This is a genomic window from Bacillus sp. C1, assembly GCF_054570475.1.
On record NZ_JBTMZT010000001.1, the window covers coordinates 715,953 to 732,945 of the forward strand.

The window sequence follows — 16,993 nt, forward strand, 5'->3', positions numbered from 1 at the left end:
ATGAGAGGGGGACTACAGATGCTTGAACAAGGTTTATTAGTAACGGCTGGGGTGGCTTTCTTAATTTCAGTTGCCCTTTCGCCATTGTTTATTCCATTTTTACGTAAGTTAAAGTTTGGGCAAAGTATTCGTGATGAAGGACCAAAATCACATCAAAAGAAATCAGGAACACCAACGATGGGTGGTATCGTTATTTATGTGTCTATGATGGTTACAACACTTATCATGGCAATTAAATTTAAACAGTTAGGTACGGAAGTATCATTATTGTTATTAGTGACATTTGGTTATGGATTGATTGGCTTTTTAGATGACTATATAAAGGTTGTTAAAAAAAGAAATCTTGGTTTAACATCAAAACAAAAATTAATTGGCCAGCTCGTTATTGCAATTGCATTCTTTGTAATCGCAAAAGGACAGGGATTTGATACACATTTAATGATTCCAGGAACTGAAATGAAATTTGATTTACAATGGGCATATTTTATTCTTGTACTATTTATGCTTATTGGTGGATCAAATGCAGTCAATTTAACGGACGGTTTAGATGGATTATTATCGGGAACAGCTGCAATCGCATTTGGAGCGTTCGGTGTTATCGCGGTTGCACAAAATCAATACGCAGTAGCTATTTTCTGTATGGCAGTTGTAGGAGCCGTACTTGGATTTTTAGTATTTAATGCAAATCCAGCTAAAGTTTTTATGGGAGATACAGGCTCCCTCGCTTTAGGTGGCGCGATAGCAGCGGTAGCTATTTTATTGAAACAAGAACTATTACTTGTTGTAATTGGTGGCGTATTTGTAATGGAAACATTATCTGTTATCATTCAAGTTATTTCATTTAAAACAACAGGAAAACGTGTCTTTAAAATGAGTCCACTGCATCATCATTACGAATTATGCGGTTGGTCGGAATGGCGTGTTGTCGTAACGTTCTGGTCTGCAGGATTTTTATTGGCAATGTTAGGAATTTATATCGGAGTGTGGATGTAATTGAAAACTGTAACTGACTATCAAAATAAAAATATTCTTGTACTAGGTATTGCAAAAAGTGGTTATGCAGCAGCAACTTTATTAAAAAGCTTAGGTGCAAATGTCATTGTAAATGACGGAAAACCATTAGCTGATAATGTGTTAGCTGCAGAATTACAAGCAAAAGGAATGGACGTTGTATGCGGTGGACATCCACTAGAGTTGTTAGAACGAAATATTTCCCTTGTTGTTAAAAATCCAGGAATTCCATATTCTAATCCATTACTTGTTGCAGCGAAAGAAAAACAAATTCCGATTGTGACAGAAGTAGAACTTGCGTATCGCATTTCAGCAGCACCGTTTGTTGGGATTACGGGATCAAATGGAAAAACAACTACGACAATGTTAACATTTGAGATGTTGAAAGAAGGGGAAAAGCATCCTGTTATTGCTGGAAACATCGGTACAGTAGCATGTGAAGTCGCACAATTTGCGAAAGAAAGCGAAGTAGTAGTTACAGAACTTTCGTCATTTCAGTTAATGGGAGTGGAAACATTCCAACCTAAAGTGGCGGCATTTTTAAATTTATTTGAAGCACATTTAGATTACCATGGTACAAAGAAAGAGTATGGCTTAGCGAAAGCGAATCTTTTTAAAAACCAAACTGAAACGGACTATAGTGTTATAAATGCCGATGATGCAGAAGTAATGGCTTTATCGGCAAATAGTAAGGGACAAAAAGTGTTATTTTCAGCTACTAAGGTAATTGAAGATGGTGCATGTATTAAAGATGGTGCTCTTTATTTTCAAGGTGAGAAAGTTGTTGAGATTAAGGACATCGTTTTACCAGGGAAGCACAATTTAGAAAATATTTTAGCAGCCATGAGTATCGCTAAATTGCTAGGGGTAACAAATGATGCTATCGTTACAGTGTTAAAACGTTTTACAGGTGTAAAACATCGTCTCGAGTATGTAGCGACGATTAACAATCGGAAGTTCTATAATGATTCAAAAGCAACGAACATGCTAGCGACAGAAAAAGCACTATCTGCATTTACACAGCCAATTATTTTGCTAGCTGGTGGCCTTGATCGTGGAAATGAATTTGATGAGTTAATTCCGTATTTTGAACATGTAAAAGCGATTGTAACATTTGGACAAACCGCACCAAAGTTAGTAAAGACAGCGGAAAAAGCAGGATTAGATGTCATTGAAACTGTCAATAATTTAGAAGAGGCAGTAGAAAGAGCGTATGCTCATTCTGTAGATGGAGATGTTATTCTTCTTTCACCAGCATGTGCAAGCTGGGATCAATTTAAAACATTTGAAGAAAGAGGAGACATTTTTATACAAGCTGTGCATAAACTTATATAAAGTAAACAAAACATCAGTAGGCTAACACCTACTGATGTTTTGTTACATAGAAAAAAGCTTCTTTAAAAGAGGTGGTGCTCATTGCCAATGAAGAAAACACCTGATTTTATTTTAATTATCGTTACGCTTTTGTTGTTAACAATTGGGATGATAATGGTCTACAGTGCAAGTGCTGTCTGGGCTTCCTATAAGATGGGTGACTCATTCTTTTTTGCAAAACGACAGCTGTTATTTGCGGGAATTGGTGTAGCTGCCATGTTTTTTATTATGAAAATTGACTACTGGACATGGCGAACCTATTCAAAGGTGATTTTACTGGTTTGTTTTATTCTTCTTATCCTTGTTCTCATTCCTGGAGTTGGACTTGTTCGAGGAGGAGCACGGAGCTGGATTGGGATTGGAGCATTTTCGATTCAGCCATCAGAATTTATGAAGTTTGCGATGATTATTTTTTTGGCGAAATTTTTAGCAGAAAGGCAAAAGGTAATCACTTCTTTTAAAAGGGGGCTACTTCCTGCACTTAGTTTTGTATTTGTTGCATTTGGCATGATTATGTTACAACCAGACCTTGGAACAGGAACTGTAATGGTTGGGACATGTATCGTAATGATTTTCATTTCAGGAGCACGTGTTTTTCATTTTTCCATGTTAGGGTTAATTGGCATAGTAGGGTTTGTTGGATTAATTGCGTCAGCACCATATCGAATGAAACGAATTACTTCGTATTTGGATCCATGGTCAGATCCGCTCGGAAGTGGATTTCAGATTATTCAATCTTTACTTGCGATTGGTCCTGGTGGTTTGTTTGGACTTGGACTTGGACAAAGTCGGCAAAAATTTCTTTATTTACCCGAGCCACAAACTGATTTTATTTTTGCGATTTTATCCGAAGAATTAGGTTTTATTGGTGGGTCGTTTGTGTTATTATTATTTAGTCTGTTATTATGGCGTGGGATTCGTATAGCATTAGGAGCGCCTGATTTATATGGTACGTTTTTAGCAGTAGGTATTGTGGCGATGATTGCGATTCAAGTGATGATTAATGTTGGTGTTGTAACAGGGTTAATGCCTGTTACAGGAATTACTTTGCCATTTTTAAGTTATGGGGGTTCGAGTTTGACCTTAATGTTAATGGCAGTTGGCGTACTATTGAATATAAGTCGTCACTCTCGCTACTAAACCCTGTTTATAAGACAGGGTTTTTCGTTTGCATATAAAGTGGATCTTTTCTTTTTTAGGGGAGAGAAAATGAGTATAAGTCATTCCTCTCTTCGTTGAATCAGCAATGTATGTGTCGGAAAATCGCAATAGATTTATATGGAAAACGGGAAGTGTATTATAAATATACGAATATATATAATAGAATTTAGAATAGAGAAGCGGAGGAATTTGCAGTGCGAGTATTAGTTAGCGGTGGTGGCACAGGTGGACATATATATCCAGCTCTTGCTTTAATTAGAGAAATAAAAAAATTACATCCTGAAGCAAGATTTTTATACATTGGTACAGAAAATGGATTAGAAAGTACAATTGTTCCAAAAGCAGGAATACCTTTTCAATCAATCGTCATTAGTGGATTTAAACGAAAAATATCTCTTGATAATGTAAAAACAGTAATGCGTTTTCTAACAGGTGTACAAGATAGTAAAAGATATATTCGTCGTTTCAATCCAGATGTTGTAATTGGCACAGGTGGCTATGTATGTGGTCCAGTCGTATATGCGGCAGCAAAATTAGGGATTCCAACGATAGTACATGAGCAAAATAGTGTACCTGGTGTAACAAATAAATTTTTAAGTCGTTATGTGGATAAAGTTGCAGTTTGTTTTGAAGCAGCATCTGAACATTTTCCGAAATCAAAAGTTGTCATGACAGGAAATCCACGTGCGTCAGAAGTGATGAACCAAAACGGTATGACAGGAAAGCGTTCTGTTGGATTATCGCTTTCTAAAAAGTCTGTGCTTATTTTTGGTGGGAGCCGTGGAGCAAGACCGATTAATGATGCATTTGTGGCAGCAATTGAACAATTAGGTAACAAAAATTATGAAGTATTGTATATTACAGGTGAAGTGCATTATGATAAAGTCATGGAAGCTGTGAAACAAAAAGGGAATCCGAATAATGTAATTATTAAACCATTTATTCATAATATGCCGGAGGTACTTACTGGTGTGGATCTTGTTGTTTCACGCGCTGGTGCAACAACATTAGCAGAGTTGACAGCGTTAGGAAAGCCGAGTATTTTAATTCCGAGTCCTTATGTGACGAATAATCATCAAGAGAAAAATGCGAGATCAGTTGTCGATAAGGGAGCAGCAAAAATGCTTCTTGAAAAAGATTTAACTGCTGAAACACTTCTTCATGATATTGATGAAATTCTATTACATACAGAAACATTACAAAATATGAAAATGGCTGCTGCGCAGTTAGGAATGCCGGATGCAGCCAATAGATTATTTGAAGTGATGAAACAACTTGTACAAAATAACGTTAGGTGAATACCCTGCATACTACTGTAATACGGAGATTTCATACGGGGGAGATCATCATGAAACAATTAGCAAAGAAACTTATCGAAGCGAAAGTTGGTAAAGTGTTAGAAAATGAACCTTTAGCTCGTTACACAACTATAAAAATAGGTGGACCGGCTGATATTCTAATTGTGCCAAGTAGTGTTGCTGGTGTGGAAAAGACTTTGAATTTAGTCAAAAAATATAACACAAAGTGGACAGCGATTGGGCGTGGCTCTAATCTTCTCATATCGGATAAAGGTATCGAAGGTGTTGTAATTCTTCTAGGAGAAGGATTAGATCACTTAGAAGTAGAAGGAACTACTGTACGAGTTGGAGGAGGATATCCGCTTATTAAGCTGTCAACATTACTTAGCCGCCAAGGTTTAGCCGGATTAGAGTTTGCTAGTGGTATCCCAGGAAGTGTGGGCGGGGCAGTATATATGAATGCTGGTGCACATAAATCAGATATGTCAGAAATCTTGGTGAGAGCACGTATTATGTTTGAAGATGGTACAATGAAGTGGTTAACAAAAGAAGAGATGGAATTTTCCTATCGTACTTCTGTATTACAAGAAAAACGTTCTGGTATTGTAGTAGAAGCAGAATTACAGCTAAAAGCAGGGAATCGTGAAAAAATAGTTAATATAATGCAACAGAATAAAGAGTATCGTCGTGAAACGCAGCCATGGAATCACCCTTGTGCGGGTAGTATATTTAGAAATCCACGACCAAGCTTCGCAGGAAATCTAGTCGAAAAGACAGGGCTACGTGGTTATCAAATTGGTGGTGCGAAAATTTCCGAAATGCATGGAAACTTTATTGTCAATGTAGGATCAGCATCAGCACAAGATGTGCTAGATTTAATTGCATTTGTAAAAAAAACAATTAAAGAAAAATTTGATGTAGACATGCATACAGAAATAGAAATTATTGGAAGATAGCTGTTATTTGTTCCGCTCGTTATCATTTATGGTATAATTAGAAGATAAGAACGGCATGCGTAACATGCCGTTCTTTATGTTACATAGGGGGATCGTACATGAAAAATAGTAAAGTGATTAAACTACAAGATCGTGTACCAAAACTAAAGAACCAAACGAATCCAAAAAGCCCAAAGAAGAAGAAAAAGCCCGTCAATCAGAGATTAATTCTATATGTGTCGATTTTATTTTTATTAGTACTTTTCTTAATTTATTTTCGGTCTCCGCTTAGTAATATAAAGAAGATAAGTGTTCTAGGAAATCATTATATGACAGATGAACAAGTTATGAAGGAATCTGGAATTACATATGAAATGAGTTATTTTCGAGTGACGGCGCATAAGGCTGAAGGAAATTTAACGAAACGAAATGAAATTAAAAAAGTGAATGTCAAGAAACGTTTTCCCAATAAAATTGACATTCATATCGAAGAGTATGTAACGATAGGTTATATAAACAAGGGTGGAAAGTTACAGCCGCTTTTAGAAAATGGTAAAACGCTTGACGTGTTACCGAATGGGAAACTACCGGTCGCAGCTCCGATTTTTGAACCGTTTAAGGAAGAGAAAATGAAAGAGTTAATTGAAGAGCTAGAAGAATTAACCCCGACTACGCTCAGATCTATTTCTGAAATTCACTACGCTCCAACGAATGCAAATGAAGATCATCTTACTCTATATATGAATGAAGGGTATGAAGTGAGCACAACGATACAAGATTTTGCTAAGCGAATGGAAGCATATCCACTTATTATAAAAAATATAGAATCAGGTAGAAAAGCTCTAATTGATTTAGAAGTCGGCGCCTACTTCAAATATTTAGATGATGGAGAAAAAAAGCAGTAGAATAGTCATTTTTGCATATAATTGTGTTCTTCTATGTGCGAAATTCATTATAATTATGGTTAATTTGGTAAAAAATAATTAGATTTTCTTCGATTCATGCTAGGATTGGTGCAAGTTTAGCTTTTCTATGAGTACATCTTAGTGTAGACTTATATTTGGCGGTAATCTTTGCATTTGAAATACAGTTATTTCAAAGATAAAGCAGTTATTCACAGATTACTGTGATATCAATAAGTGAATGTTAAATAAAAATAAGAAAAATATAGGGTTAAAAAAGGGAAACACATAAAGACGTTGAATATTTTTCTTATAAATAGTAAAGCTGCGATTGTTGTTCCATATATTGATTTGTATGGTATAAATAAAGAAGGAGGTGCCAAAGAATGAACAGCAATGAAATATATGTTAGTCTTGACATCGGTACATCCAATGTTAAAGTCATCATTGGTGAAATGGTTAATGATGGTTTAAACATTATTGGTGTTGGAAACGTAAAATCAAATGGTTTGAAAAAGGGCTCCATAGTTGACATAGACGAAACTGTTCGATCAATTAAAAAAGCAATTGAACAAGCTGAGCGTATGGTGGGAATCCACATTGAACAAGTTGTTGTAGGTGTGAATGCAAATCAAGTGCAGCTTCTTCCTTGTCACGGAGTTGTCGCTGTTTCAAATGAAGATCGTGAAATTGGAAATGAAGATGTCTTACGCGTTCTGGATGCAGCGCAAGTTGTATCAATTGCTCCTGAGCGTGAGTTTATTGATGTGGTGCCTCGACAGTTCATCGTAGACGGTCTTGATGAGATTAACGATCCACGCGGGATGATCGGTGTAAGATTAGAAATGGAAGGCACATTAATTACAGGCTCAAGAACGTTATTACATAACTTACTACGTTGTGTAGAAAAAGCGGGCCTTGAAATTGTTGATATTTGTCTGCAACCTTTAGCAGCTGCGACGGTTGCTTTATCTTCTGATGAGAAAAATAGAGGTGTAGCTCTTGTTGATATTGGCGGAGGTTCTACAACTTTATCAATTTTTCAAGATGGGGAATTACAAGCAACAAGTGTATTGCCTTTAGGTGGAGATCATATAACGAAGGATATTGCTATCGGATTTAAAACTTCCACTGAAAATGCGGATCAAATTAAGTTGAAATATGGACATGCTTTTTATGATACTGCATCGGAAGAAGAAGTGTTTACTGTTCCTATTATGGGAAGCGATCAAACAGAACAATATTCACAATTAGAGTTATCTGATATTATTGAGGCACGTGTAGAGGAAATCTTGATGTTCGTTCAAGAAGAGGTTCGAAAGCTAGGAGTAAACCAAGTAGCGTCTGGTTACGTACTTACTGGTGGAATCGCATCTATGCCAGGTGTTCTTGATCTTGCATATGATATTTTACATGAAAATGTTCGTATAGCAACCCCAGATTATATTGGTGTTCGCGAACCACAGTATACAATTGGGGTTGGATTAATTAAACATTCTTATCAAAAAGCGAAATTGCGCGGGAAAAATGTTCAGGAAAAAGAAACGCATTTTGAACCCGTACCAGCACCAATGCCGGTACAGCAACAACCTGCAAAACAAACAACTCGTCAGCAAAGCAAAAATAATGAAGACAACGAGCGTATGATGTCAAAAGTAAAACGTGTATTCCGCTATTTATGGGATTAAAATTGCACACGAAAAATGAGGTTCTAGGGGGATTTCGACATGTTAGAGTTTGATACTACTCAAGATCAATTAGCGAGCATAAAAGTTATCGGTGTCGGTGGTGGAGGAAATAACGCTGTAAACCGTATGATTGAGCACGGTGTACAAGGTGTGGATTTCATCGCTGTGAACACTGATGCGCAAGCATTAAATTTATCAAAAGCTGAAACGAAAATGCAAATTGGCGGAAAGTTAACGCGTGGACTTGGTGCCGGCGCAAACCCTGAAGTAGGGAAGAAAGCCGCAGAAGAAAGTAAAGAACAAATCCAAGAAGCACTTCGCGGTGCAGACATGGTCTTTGTAACAGCTGGTATGGGCGGTGGAACCGGTACAGGTGCAGCTCCAGTTATCGCGCAAATTGCAAAGGAATTAGGCGCATTAACAGTTGGTGTTGTAACACGTCCATTTACATTTGAAGGTCGCAAACGTGCGACACAAGCTATATCTGGGATTACAGCATTTAAAGATAATGTGGATACAATCATTGTTATACCGAATGATCGTATTTTAGAAATTGTTGATAAAAATACACCAATGCTTGAAGCATTCCGTGAAGCGGATAACGTATTACGACAAGGTGTACAAGGTATTTCTGATTTAATCGCTACACCTGGTCTCATTAACCTAGACTTTGCAGACGTAAAAACAATTATGTCTAATAAAGGTTCAGCGTTAATGGGTATTGGTGTTGGAACGGGTGAAAATCGTGCAGCAGAAGCAGCAAAACGTGCAATTTCTAGTCCGTTATTAGAAACATCTATTGATGGTGCACAAGGTGTTCTTATGAATATTACTGGAGGCACAAACTTAAGTTTATATGAAGTACAAGAAGCGGCAGATATCGTTGCTTCAGCTTCAGATCCAGAAGTAAATATGATTTTCGGTTCTGTAATTAATGAAAGTTTGAAGGATGAAATTGTTGTCACTGTAATTGCAACTGGTTTTGATGATAGTGTTGCAGTTCAGCCACCAAAACCATTCGTACGTCCAACAACAACTACAAGTCATGCACAACAGCAACCAACTGCTCAACCACCAAAACAACGTGAAGTAAAACGCGAAGTGAAACGGGAAGAGCCTCTTGTACATGAACGTAATACTGATTCAGATGATATTGATATTCCAGCGTTTTTACGTAACCGTCGTAGACGATAAAAAGAAAGGAGCCGAGCTCCTTTCTTTTTTTGTATATAACCTTACATGTTTCTAAATAAAAAACTTCTCTTACTATTATACATTTACTTCGATTCCCTCCTTTATAAGTGGTGAGTGGGGCTACTCCACTTATTTCCTCATTCTATTTTTACCTGAAAGGGGAATAAAAAAGCTTTGATTGCTTTCATGAATGAGCAGATGTGCGCTTGTCCTCAAAGATTAAGTTTGATGCCGATTTTTTCAATTTGTATTTCTATAACGATACTACCGCTTAACTTGTAGAAAATTCATAATATATAAATCCATTTTGATTTTAGGGCACATAGCCCGCTGCTAGGAAGAACAAAAAGTGTACTACACTCATTTTCTCTCTTTGTTTTCACTTGGCATGGGGCAGGAAGAGGGGCTGACCGCTTCTATGCATGGCCGGATGCTCTCTCCCCCCTAAAAAGAATGGTTTTATGTCATTTTTTCAATTTGTATTTATATATATACCTCACGACAGATTATGTCTAGAAACCACAAAATAACAAAAAAACCCCTCCGTAAATTGACACACTTTCCTATTGGATATGCTTTATACTAGTCTCAACTAAAAAAAAGAGGTGAATTGTTTGGTTGTTTACGCCGATGTTGTTTGGTTGTTAAACGCCTGCATTGATTTTCTTTTACTTTTATTAACAGCAACTGTGTTAAAAAAGAGGATCAAAAGATGGAGGCTTGTGCTAGGAGCGTTTATTGGTTCTACGATTGTTATTTTTGCCTTTACTCCTTTTGCTTCTTTAATGACGCATCCAATTATGAAACTAGTATACTCGTTACTTATTGTGTATACAGCGTTTGGGTTTTCTACTTTCAGAGATTATATACAGACTATTTTCACCTTTTATTTTGTAACATTTATGGTAGGGGGAGGATTAATTGGAACTCATTTTTTTCTGCAAACAAATGAAATGGTAGATGGGTTAGTCCAGGTAAAATCAATCTCTTATGGTGATCCTATAAGTTGGATGTTTGTCATTTTTGGTTTTCCAATTATTTATTATTTTTCCAAAAAACGTATTGAAAATGTGGAAGTGACTAAGATTCATTATGACCAAATTGTACAGGTGAATATTAAACTTGTTGACAATGAAATTATATTAGATGGCTTGATTGATAGTGGAAATCAGCTTTATGATCCGTTGACGAAAACACCGGTTATGATTATGCATATTTCATCATTAGAGCATTGTTTACCAACATGGTTAACAGAACAGATTTATTCAAAAACAGAGATTCCTCAAATACCAGAAAATGATTCGGGCTGGGCAACGAGGCTACGCTTAATTCCTTTTCGAGCAGTAGGGGTTAATCATCAATTTTTATGGGCAATTAAACCAGATATTGTTCAAATCCATCATGAAGGAAACAATCTGGTTGTAAACAAAGTATTAATCGGCTTAAATACACAGCAATTATCTACAAATGGAGAATATCAATGTATCGTACATCCGAAAATGTTGATATCACAGAAAGTGACAATTGCTTAATTATGAGAGGTGGGAGAATATGGGGAAAATAAAATTTTATTTTATATATCTTTGGTATAAAGTATTGCTGAAACTTGGAATTAAGACCGATGAAATTTACTATATTGGTGGAAGTGAGGCATTACCACCGCCTTTGACAAAAGAGGAGGAAGAGGTACTCCTTAATAAATTGCCAAAAGGTGATCAAGCGGCACGATCATTACTGATTGAGCGTAACTTACGGCTTGTTGTGTATATCGCACGTAAATTTGAAAATACAGGAATTAATATTGAGGATTTAATCAGTATAGGAACAATTGGTCTTATTAAGGCTGTGAATACATTCAATCCTGAAAAGAAAATAAAACTCGCAACTTATGCATCACGTTGTATAGAAAATGAAATTTTAATGCATTTACGTAGAAATAATAAGAATCGTTCGGAAGTATCATTCGATGAACCATTAAATATTGATTGGGATGGGAATGAATTATTACTATCAGATGTTCTTGGTACGGATGATGACATTATTACAAAAGACTTAGAGGCTACTGTAGATAGGCATCTTCTTATGAAAGCTCTACATCAATTGAATGATCGTGAAAAGCAAATTATGGAGCTTCGCTTTGGGCTCGCAGGGGGAGAAGAAAAAACGCAAAAAGATGTAGCAGATATGCTGGGGATTTCGCAGTCTTACATTTCTCGACTTGAAAAAAGAATTATAAAAAGGCTTCGAAAAGAATTTAATAAAATGGTATAAAATAGAACTTACAAAACTTGTATTATCAAGGTGGGCACATAAAACCAATCGGTATTCCGATTGGTTTTATTGTATTTTTTATTTGAAAATACTAGAAAAATGGTATGCATAAAATTCCCTTCAAAGGAGATACTTTACACTGTACAGCAACTCCCGATAGGAGGGAACACTTTGACGAGAAACAAAGTAGAAATTTGCGGTGTTGATACAGCTAAACTTCCAGTACTAAAAAATGAAGAGATGCGTAAATTATTTCGAGAAATGCAAAGTGGAGAGATAAGCGCAAGAGAGAAATTAGTAAATGGAAACTTACGTCTTGTACTGAGCGTCATTCAGCGATTTAACAACAGAGGAGAATTTGTTGATGATTTATTTCAAGTTGGCTGCATTGGACTTATGAAATCCATTGATAATTTTGACTTAAGCCAAAACGTTAAATTTTCAACATATGCTGTGCCGATGATTATTGGAGAAATTCGCAGATATTTAAGGGATAACAATCCGATTCGCGTCTCTCGTTCACTGCGAGATATTGCGTATAAAGCATTGCAAGTTAGAGAAAAGTTAATTGCTGAAAATTCAAAAGAGCCAACGGCGATGGATATTGCAAAAGTACTTGAAGTGACACATGAAGAAATCGTCTTTGCACTTGATGCTATTCAAGATCCAGTATCATTATTCGAACCAATTTATAATGATGGAGGCGATCCTATTTTTGTAATGGATCAACTAAGTGATGATAAACAAAGGGACGAGCAATGGGTGGAAGAATTGGCGTTGAAAGAAGGAATGAAACGGTTAAATGATCGTGAAAAAATGATTATTCGAAAACGTTTTTTTCAAGGGAAAACACAAATGGAAGTTGCGGAAGAGATTGGAATTTCTCAAGCTCAAGTATCACGTCTTGAAAAGTCAGCAATTAAACAAATGAATAAAACAATTCAAGGATAAGATCTCATCATTTAAGATGAGGTCTTTTTAAGTTGTACACCGTAAGATTCTGTTCATATGAAAGATCGTGTGTTCATATAATGAAAATAAAATGAAGCTATTGGCAGGAGGAGAATGACAATGATACGGATTTCAGAATTTCAAATTAAGGATGTTGTAAATGTCTCTGACGGAAAAAAGCTTGGAAATATTAGTGATATAGATATTGATATGAACACTGGAAAGATTCAAGCAGTTATTATTTCAAAGCAGGCACGTATGCTCGGAATATTTGGAAAAGAGGCCGAATTTATTATTCCGTGGAAGCAAATTGTAAAAATTGGAGAGGATGTAATCTTAGTAAGAGCTGATCATGTAGATTCTGTAACAGAATCTATACAAACACCGACAATTTCTTAAATAATATTACAAATTCCTCTTTTTTTTATGTTGTCATTATGGAAAAATAGAAGTATGGTAAAATAGACAAGAAATATCATACTTTTTTATGTTATTTTATTAGAAGGAGCCGTTTTATGAGAGAGCCATTTATATATGAGGACGGTATATTGTATTTACAAGCGTGGAAAGAACTTGGAAACATTACTGCAGGGTTTACGACAAAAGAGGGCGGAGTAAGTACAGGTTCTTTTCATGCGATGAACTTAGGGTTACATGTAAATGATGTAATGGAGAATGTTCATGAAAATAGACGTATTTTAGCGAACAAGTTACAACAGCCATTAGAAAATTGGATTTGTTCAGAGCAAGTTCATGATCATCACGTTGAAAAAGTAGGGCACGGAGAAAAAGGACGAGGAATCTATTTATATGAAGATGGTATTCCAAGTACAGATGGTATTTATACAACGGATAGAGATGTATGTTTAACATCGTGTTATGCTGATTGTGTTCCACTCTATTTCTATGCACCATCACATGGTATGATAGGACTTGCCCATGCTGGATGGAAGGGTACTGTAAAAGAAATTGCAAAAGAAATGATTCAAAAGTGGAATGAAGAAGGGGTACCAGTTCATGAGATGTATGTTGCAATTGGACCAGCCATTGGGTCCTGCTGTTATGTAGTTGATGATCGTGTATTATCAGCCGCAAAACAAGCAGTAAACGGACCTGTTCCATATAAAGTGATTTCAGACGGACAATATGCAATTGATTTAAAAGAAATCAATCGTATATTATGCATACAAGCAGGCATAAAAGAAGAGCATATTGTGATGTCGTCTCTTTGTACAAGCTGTGAAGAACGATTGTTCTTCTCACACCGCCGTGATCAAGGGAAAACAGGAAGAATGTTGAGTTTCATAGGCTTTAAGGAGGATTGAAAACAGTGGTAGTACGAGAGAATTTAACATTTGTAAATGAGGAAATTAAAACAGCATGTGAACGAGCGGGGCGCTCGGTACAAGAGATTAAGCTCGTTGCAGTCACCAAAACAGTAGGAATTGAAAAAACAAATGAAGTAATAGAAGCTGGATTGACTCATTTAGGTGAAAATCGTAATGAAGGTTTTTTACAAAAGTATGAGCATTTTGGCTCAGAAGTAAACTGGCATTTCATTGGTTCGTTACAAACGAGAAAAGTAAAAGAAATTATTAATGAAGTTGCCTATTTACATTCATTAGATCGCATTTCGCTAGCAAAAGAAATCCAAAAACGGGCTACAAAAGAGGTTCGATGTTTTGTACAAGTGAAAACATCAGCTGAAGAATCAAAGCAAGGGATAGCAGCTGAGGAGACGATTGCGTTCATTCGTGCTTTGCAAGAGTTTGACAAAATTAAAGTAGTTGGCTTGATGACAATGGCACCATTCACTGAGGAAGAATCAGAAATTCGTCATTGTTTTAAAGCGTTGCGTGGGTTACAAAAGCAAGTGCAAGAACTAGAGTTATCGTACGCTCCATGTGAGGAGTTGTCGATGGGAATGTCAAATGATTATACAATTGCAATTGAAGAAGGCGCTACATATATTCGTTTGGGAACGATTTTAGTAGGAAAAGCGTAAAAGGAAGGAGAATGTTATTATGAGTTGGTCAAAAGTAAAGTACTTCTTTTTTGACACACCGGAAGAGCGAGAAGCTTACGAAAAGGAAAAGGAGCAAGTTGAAATGAAAAAACAGGAACCTCAGCAGCAGGATATCCCGATTACGAAAGCACAGCCAAAACAAAATATTGTAAGTATTGAGACAGCAAAGCAGTCTTCTAAAGTTGTTTTACTAGAACCGCGTACATATTCGGAAGCACAAGGTATTGCGGATCATTTGAAGGGAAGAAGAGCTGTTGTCATTAATTTGCAAAGAATGTCTACAGATCAAGCTGTGCGTATCGTTGACTTTTTAAGTGGTACTGTATACGCTATAGGCGGGGATATTCAAAAATTAGGACCAAAAACATTTATTTGTACACCTGAGACTGTAGATATTGTTGGAGCCATTTCTGAGTTGTTCGGTGAAGAGGAAGAGACAAATATAAAGAGGTGGTAATAGGCCATGATAACTATTTTGCAAGCATTGCTTTGGATTATCCAAATCTATTCCTGGGCGCTTATTATCTATATTCTGCTATCTTGGTTTCCTGGGGCTAGGGAATCGAAATTTGGTGATTTTTTAGCGCGTATTTGTGAACCATATTTAGAGCCGTTTCGGAGATTTATCCCGCCTTTTGGTATGATTGATATTTCTCCTATTGTCGCAATTATTGCGCTGAGATTGGCTAGCAGTGGTTTAGTAAGTCTGTTTCGTTATTTCTTGTAATAAGAGGTTGAACGAATGAGCATCTATGAGCATTTTAGACCTGAAGAAGCGGTCTTTGTTGATAAAGCATTAGAATGGAAACAGGTGGCTGAAGAATATCATCAAGTGAAACTAACGGATTTTCTTGATCCACGTCAGCAACAAATTGTTGCGATGATAGTGGGAAATCAAGGAGATGCTACTTTGTGGTTTTATGGTGCTGCGCCAAAAGCGGAAAGGAAAAGAGCTCTTATTTATCCGAGTTACCTGAATGTAAATGAAGAAGAGTTTCAAGTTGAAGTATTAGAAATTGACTATCCTTCCAAGTTTTATGTGCTTGAACATAGGCAAATATTAGGGGCATTTATGTCTCTTGGTCTCACAAGAGAAAAATGTGGTGATATTTTGCTTCAAGAAAATCGTGCCCAAATTATAGTTGCAAAAGAAATTGTTTCGTACATTGAAATGAATTTACAATCGATAGGGAAAATGAAGGTCTCACTCTCCTCGGTACAAGCAAATAAAGTATTGCGATTGCAAGAAGAATGGAGAGAACAGTCCGGAACTGTCTCATCACTTCGGCTAGATGTCTTACTAGCTGAAATGCTTCATATATCACGACAAAAAGTACAACCGCTTATAAAAAATGGTCTTGTGAAAGTAAATTGGAAAACGGTTGAGCAAATTGCATACGAATGTTTTCCAGGTGATGTTTTTTCAGTTAGAGGATACGGCCGGAGTAAATTATTTTCTGTAGAAGGAAAAACGAAACGCGACAAATGGAGAGTTTTGTATGGTATACTAAAATGATTGGTTTTTTAGAAGGAAAATCTCTTATTTTGTCGAAGAAAAAAGATATAATTAAAAGAGGAAAATTTAGATAACTACTTGGAGGTGGCGTTTGTGCCGTTAACACCATTAGATATTCATAACAAAGAATTTGGTCGTGGATTCCGTGGCTATGATGAGGATCAAGTAAATGAGTTTCTTGATCAGATCATTAAAGATTATGAATTGGTCATTCGTGAAAAAAAAGCATTAGAAGAAAAAGTTGCCCAGCTAGAAGGGAAATTAGATCATTTCTCTAACATTGAAGATACGTTAAATAAATCTATCGTCGTTGCACAAGAAGCGGCGGAAGAAGTAAAGCGTAATGCACAAAAAGAAGCGAAATTAATTGTACGTGAAGCGGAAAAAAATGCAGATCGTATCATTAATGAAGCTTTAGTAAAATCAAGAAAAGTTGCATTTGATATTGAAGAGTTAAAGAAACAAGCGAAAGTATTCCGTACGCGTTTCCGTATGCTATTAGAAGCCCAGCTGGAAATGTTAAACAACGATGATTGGGACAAATTAATTGAGTTAGAAGAAGAAGTGGACGAGCTATTAAAGAAAGAAGAAACAGTGTAAGCTTGACGTTTTTCTCATTATTACATATAATTTTAAACAACATATTTATTAAGAAAAACGAAGATA

The 16,993-nt window shown here is 36.3% G+C and carries 18 protein-coding genes, 1 pseudogene and 1 other annotated feature (1 of these 20 running past the window's edge); all 19 genes and pseudogenes read left to right on the top strand.

Annotated elements, in window-relative coordinates:
• Window positions 1-18: 18 nt before the first annotated feature.
• The 19 genes and pseudogenes from mraY to divIVA all read left to right on the top strand — a co-directional run bounded on the left by mraY (window position 19) and on the right by divIVA (window position 16,927).
• Entirely contained in the window at window positions 19-993 is a 975-nt protein-coding gene (mraY, locus tag ACX5JI_RS03870) for a phospho-N-acetylmuramoyl-pentapeptide-transferase (protein ID WP_459499767.1), read from the top strand.
• Complete coding sequence (gene murD / locus ACX5JI_RS03875) at window positions 994-2,346, top strand: UDP-N-acetylmuramoyl-L-alanine--D-glutamate ligase (RefSeq protein ID WP_459499768.1); 1,353 nt, start codon at window positions 994-996, stop codon at window positions 2,344-2,346.
• 87 nt (window positions 2,347-2,433) lie between these two features.
• Window positions 2,434-3,525: a stage V sporulation protein E gene (gene spoVE, locus ACX5JI_RS03880; protein ID WP_459500278.1), complete on the top strand. Its 1,092-nt coding sequence runs from the start codon at window positions 2,434-2,436 to the stop codon at window positions 3,523-3,525.
• Window positions 3,526-3,740: 215 nt separating this feature from the next.
• A complete protein-coding gene (gene murG / locus ACX5JI_RS03885; RefSeq protein ID WP_459499769.1) occupies window positions 3,741-4,844 on the top strand; it encodes an undecaprenyldiphospho-muramoylpentapeptide beta-N-acetylglucosaminyltransferase in 1,104 nt (367 codons plus the stop codon).
• 50 nt (window positions 4,845-4,894) lie between these two features.
• Window positions 4,895-5,800, top strand: coding sequence for a UDP-N-acetylmuramate dehydrogenase (murB, locus tag ACX5JI_RS03890; RefSeq protein WP_459499770.1), 906 nt, complete (start codon window positions 4,895-4,897; stop codon window positions 5,798-5,800).
• A 98-nt stretch (window positions 5,801-5,898) separates the two neighbouring features.
• The gene (locus ACX5JI_RS03895; RefSeq protein WP_459499771.1) at window positions 5,899-6,684 is read left to right on the top strand and encodes a cell division protein FtsQ/DivIB; all 786 of its coding nucleotides are present in this window, start codon (window positions 5,899-5,901) and stop codon (window positions 6,682-6,684) included.
• A 104-nt stretch (window positions 6,685-6,788) separates the two neighbouring features.
• Window positions 6,789-6,884, top strand: a pseudogene (locus ACX5JI_RS03900) (small basic protein); the annotation flags it as partial.
• Window positions 6,885-7,067: 183 nt separating this feature from the next.
• On the top strand, window positions 7,068-8,369 hold the full coding sequence (gene ftsA, locus ACX5JI_RS03905; protein ID WP_459499772.1) for a cell division protein FtsA: 1,302 nt from the start codon (window positions 7,068-7,070) through the stop codon (window positions 8,367-8,369).
• Window positions 8,370-8,408: 39 nt separating this feature from the next.
• The gene (ftsZ, locus tag ACX5JI_RS03910) at window positions 8,409-9,563 is read left to right on the top strand and encodes a cell division protein FtsZ (protein ID WP_459499773.1); all 1,155 of its coding nucleotides are present in this window, start codon (window positions 8,409-8,411) and stop codon (window positions 9,561-9,563) included.
• Window positions 9,564-10,177: 614 nt separating this feature from the next.
• On the top strand, window positions 10,178-11,095 hold the full coding sequence (gene spoIIGA / locus ACX5JI_RS03915) for a sigma-E processing peptidase SpoIIGA (RefSeq protein WP_459499774.1): 918 nt from the start codon (window positions 10,178-10,180) through the stop codon (window positions 11,093-11,095).
• 19 nt (window positions 11,096-11,114) lie between these two features.
• A complete protein-coding gene (gene sigE, locus ACX5JI_RS03920) occupies window positions 11,115-11,834 on the top strand; it encodes an RNA polymerase sporulation sigma factor SigE (RefSeq protein ID WP_459499775.1) in 720 nt (239 codons plus the stop codon).
• Window positions 11,835-12,005: 171 nt separating this feature from the next.
• Entirely contained in the window at window positions 12,006-12,785 is a 780-nt protein-coding gene (gene sigG / locus ACX5JI_RS03925) for an RNA polymerase sporulation sigma factor SigG (RefSeq protein WP_003199794.1), read from the top strand.
• A gap of 120 nt (window positions 12,786-12,905) precedes the next feature.
• Complete coding sequence (locus ACX5JI_RS03930) at window positions 12,906-13,184, top strand: YlmC/YmxH family sporulation protein (protein WP_459499776.1); 279 nt, start codon at window positions 12,906-12,908, stop codon at window positions 13,182-13,184.
• 116 nt (window positions 13,185-13,300) lie between these two features.
• Window positions 13,301-14,110, top strand: a complete 810-nt coding sequence (pgeF, locus tag ACX5JI_RS03935) for a peptidoglycan editing factor PgeF (RefSeq protein ID WP_459499777.1) — start codon at window positions 13,301-13,303, stop codon at window positions 14,108-14,110.
• A gap of 5 nt (window positions 14,111-14,115) precedes the next feature.
• Window positions 14,116-14,790 (top strand): YggS family pyridoxal phosphate-dependent enzyme, encoded by a 675-nt coding sequence (locus ACX5JI_RS03940; RefSeq protein WP_459499778.1) that lies wholly within the window; start codon window positions 14,116-14,118, stop codon window positions 14,788-14,790.
• A 19-nt stretch (window positions 14,791-14,809) separates the two neighbouring features.
• Window positions 14,810-15,268 (top strand): cell division protein SepF, encoded by a 459-nt coding sequence (locus tag ACX5JI_RS03945; protein WP_459499779.1) that lies wholly within the window; start codon window positions 14,810-14,812, stop codon window positions 15,266-15,268.
• A gap of 6 nt (window positions 15,269-15,274) precedes the next feature.
• Window positions 15,275-15,538, top strand: a complete 264-nt coding sequence (locus tag ACX5JI_RS03950) for a YggT family protein (RefSeq protein WP_459499780.1) — start codon at window positions 15,275-15,277, stop codon at window positions 15,536-15,538.
• 15 nt (window positions 15,539-15,553) lie between these two features.
• Window positions 15,554-16,327 (top strand): YlmH family RNA-binding protein, encoded by a 774-nt coding sequence (locus ACX5JI_RS03955; RefSeq protein WP_459499781.1) that lies wholly within the window; start codon window positions 15,554-15,556, stop codon window positions 16,325-16,327.
• 93 nt (window positions 16,328-16,420) lie between these two features.
• Window positions 16,421-16,927, top strand: a complete 507-nt coding sequence (divIVA, locus tag ACX5JI_RS03960; RefSeq protein ID WP_016116021.1) for a septum site-determining protein DivIVA — start codon at window positions 16,421-16,423, stop codon at window positions 16,925-16,927.
• Between the two features lie 51 nt (window positions 16,928-16,978).
• Window positions 16,979-16,993: a binding site (T-box leader), on the top strand; it runs 209 nt beyond the window's last position.

Coding starts and splice junctions, on each gene's coding strand:
- mraY (WP_459499767.1), top strand. CDS start 19: ATGCTTGAACAAGGTTTATTAGTAACGGCTGGGGTGGCTTTCTTAATT.
- spoVE (WP_459500278.1), top strand. CDS start 2,434: ATGAAGAAAACACCTGATTTTATTTTAATTATCGTTACGCTTTTGTTG.
- murB (WP_459499770.1), top strand. CDS start 4,895: ATGAAACAATTAGCAAAGAAACTTATCGAAGCGAAAGTTGGTAAAGTG.
- ACX5JI_RS03895 (WP_459499771.1), top strand. CDS start 5,899: ATGAAAAATAGTAAAGTGATTAAACTACAAGATCGTGTACCAAAACTA.
- ftsA (WP_459499772.1), top strand. CDS start 7,068: ATGAACAGCAATGAAATATATGTTAGTCTTGACATCGGTACATCCAAT.
- ftsZ (WP_459499773.1), top strand. CDS start 8,409: ATGTTAGAGTTTGATACTACTCAAGATCAATTAGCGAGCATAAAAGTT.
- sigE (WP_459499775.1), top strand. CDS start 11,115: ATGGGGAAAATAAAATTTTATTTTATATATCTTTGGTATAAAGTATTG.
- ACX5JI_RS03930 (WP_459499776.1), top strand. CDS start 12,906: ATGATACGGATTTCAGAATTTCAAATTAAGGATGTTGTAAATGTCTCT.
- pgeF (WP_459499777.1), top strand. CDS start 13,301: ATGAGAGAGCCATTTATATATGAGGACGGTATATTGTATTTACAAGCG.
- ACX5JI_RS03945 (WP_459499779.1), top strand. CDS start 14,810: ATGAGTTGGTCAAAAGTAAAGTACTTCTTTTTTGACACACCGGAAGAG.
- ACX5JI_RS03950 (WP_459499780.1), top strand. CDS start 15,275: ATGATAACTATTTTGCAAGCATTGCTTTGGATTATCCAAATCTATTCC.
- ACX5JI_RS03955 (WP_459499781.1), top strand. CDS start 15,554: ATGAGCATCTATGAGCATTTTAGACCTGAAGAAGCGGTCTTTGTTGAT.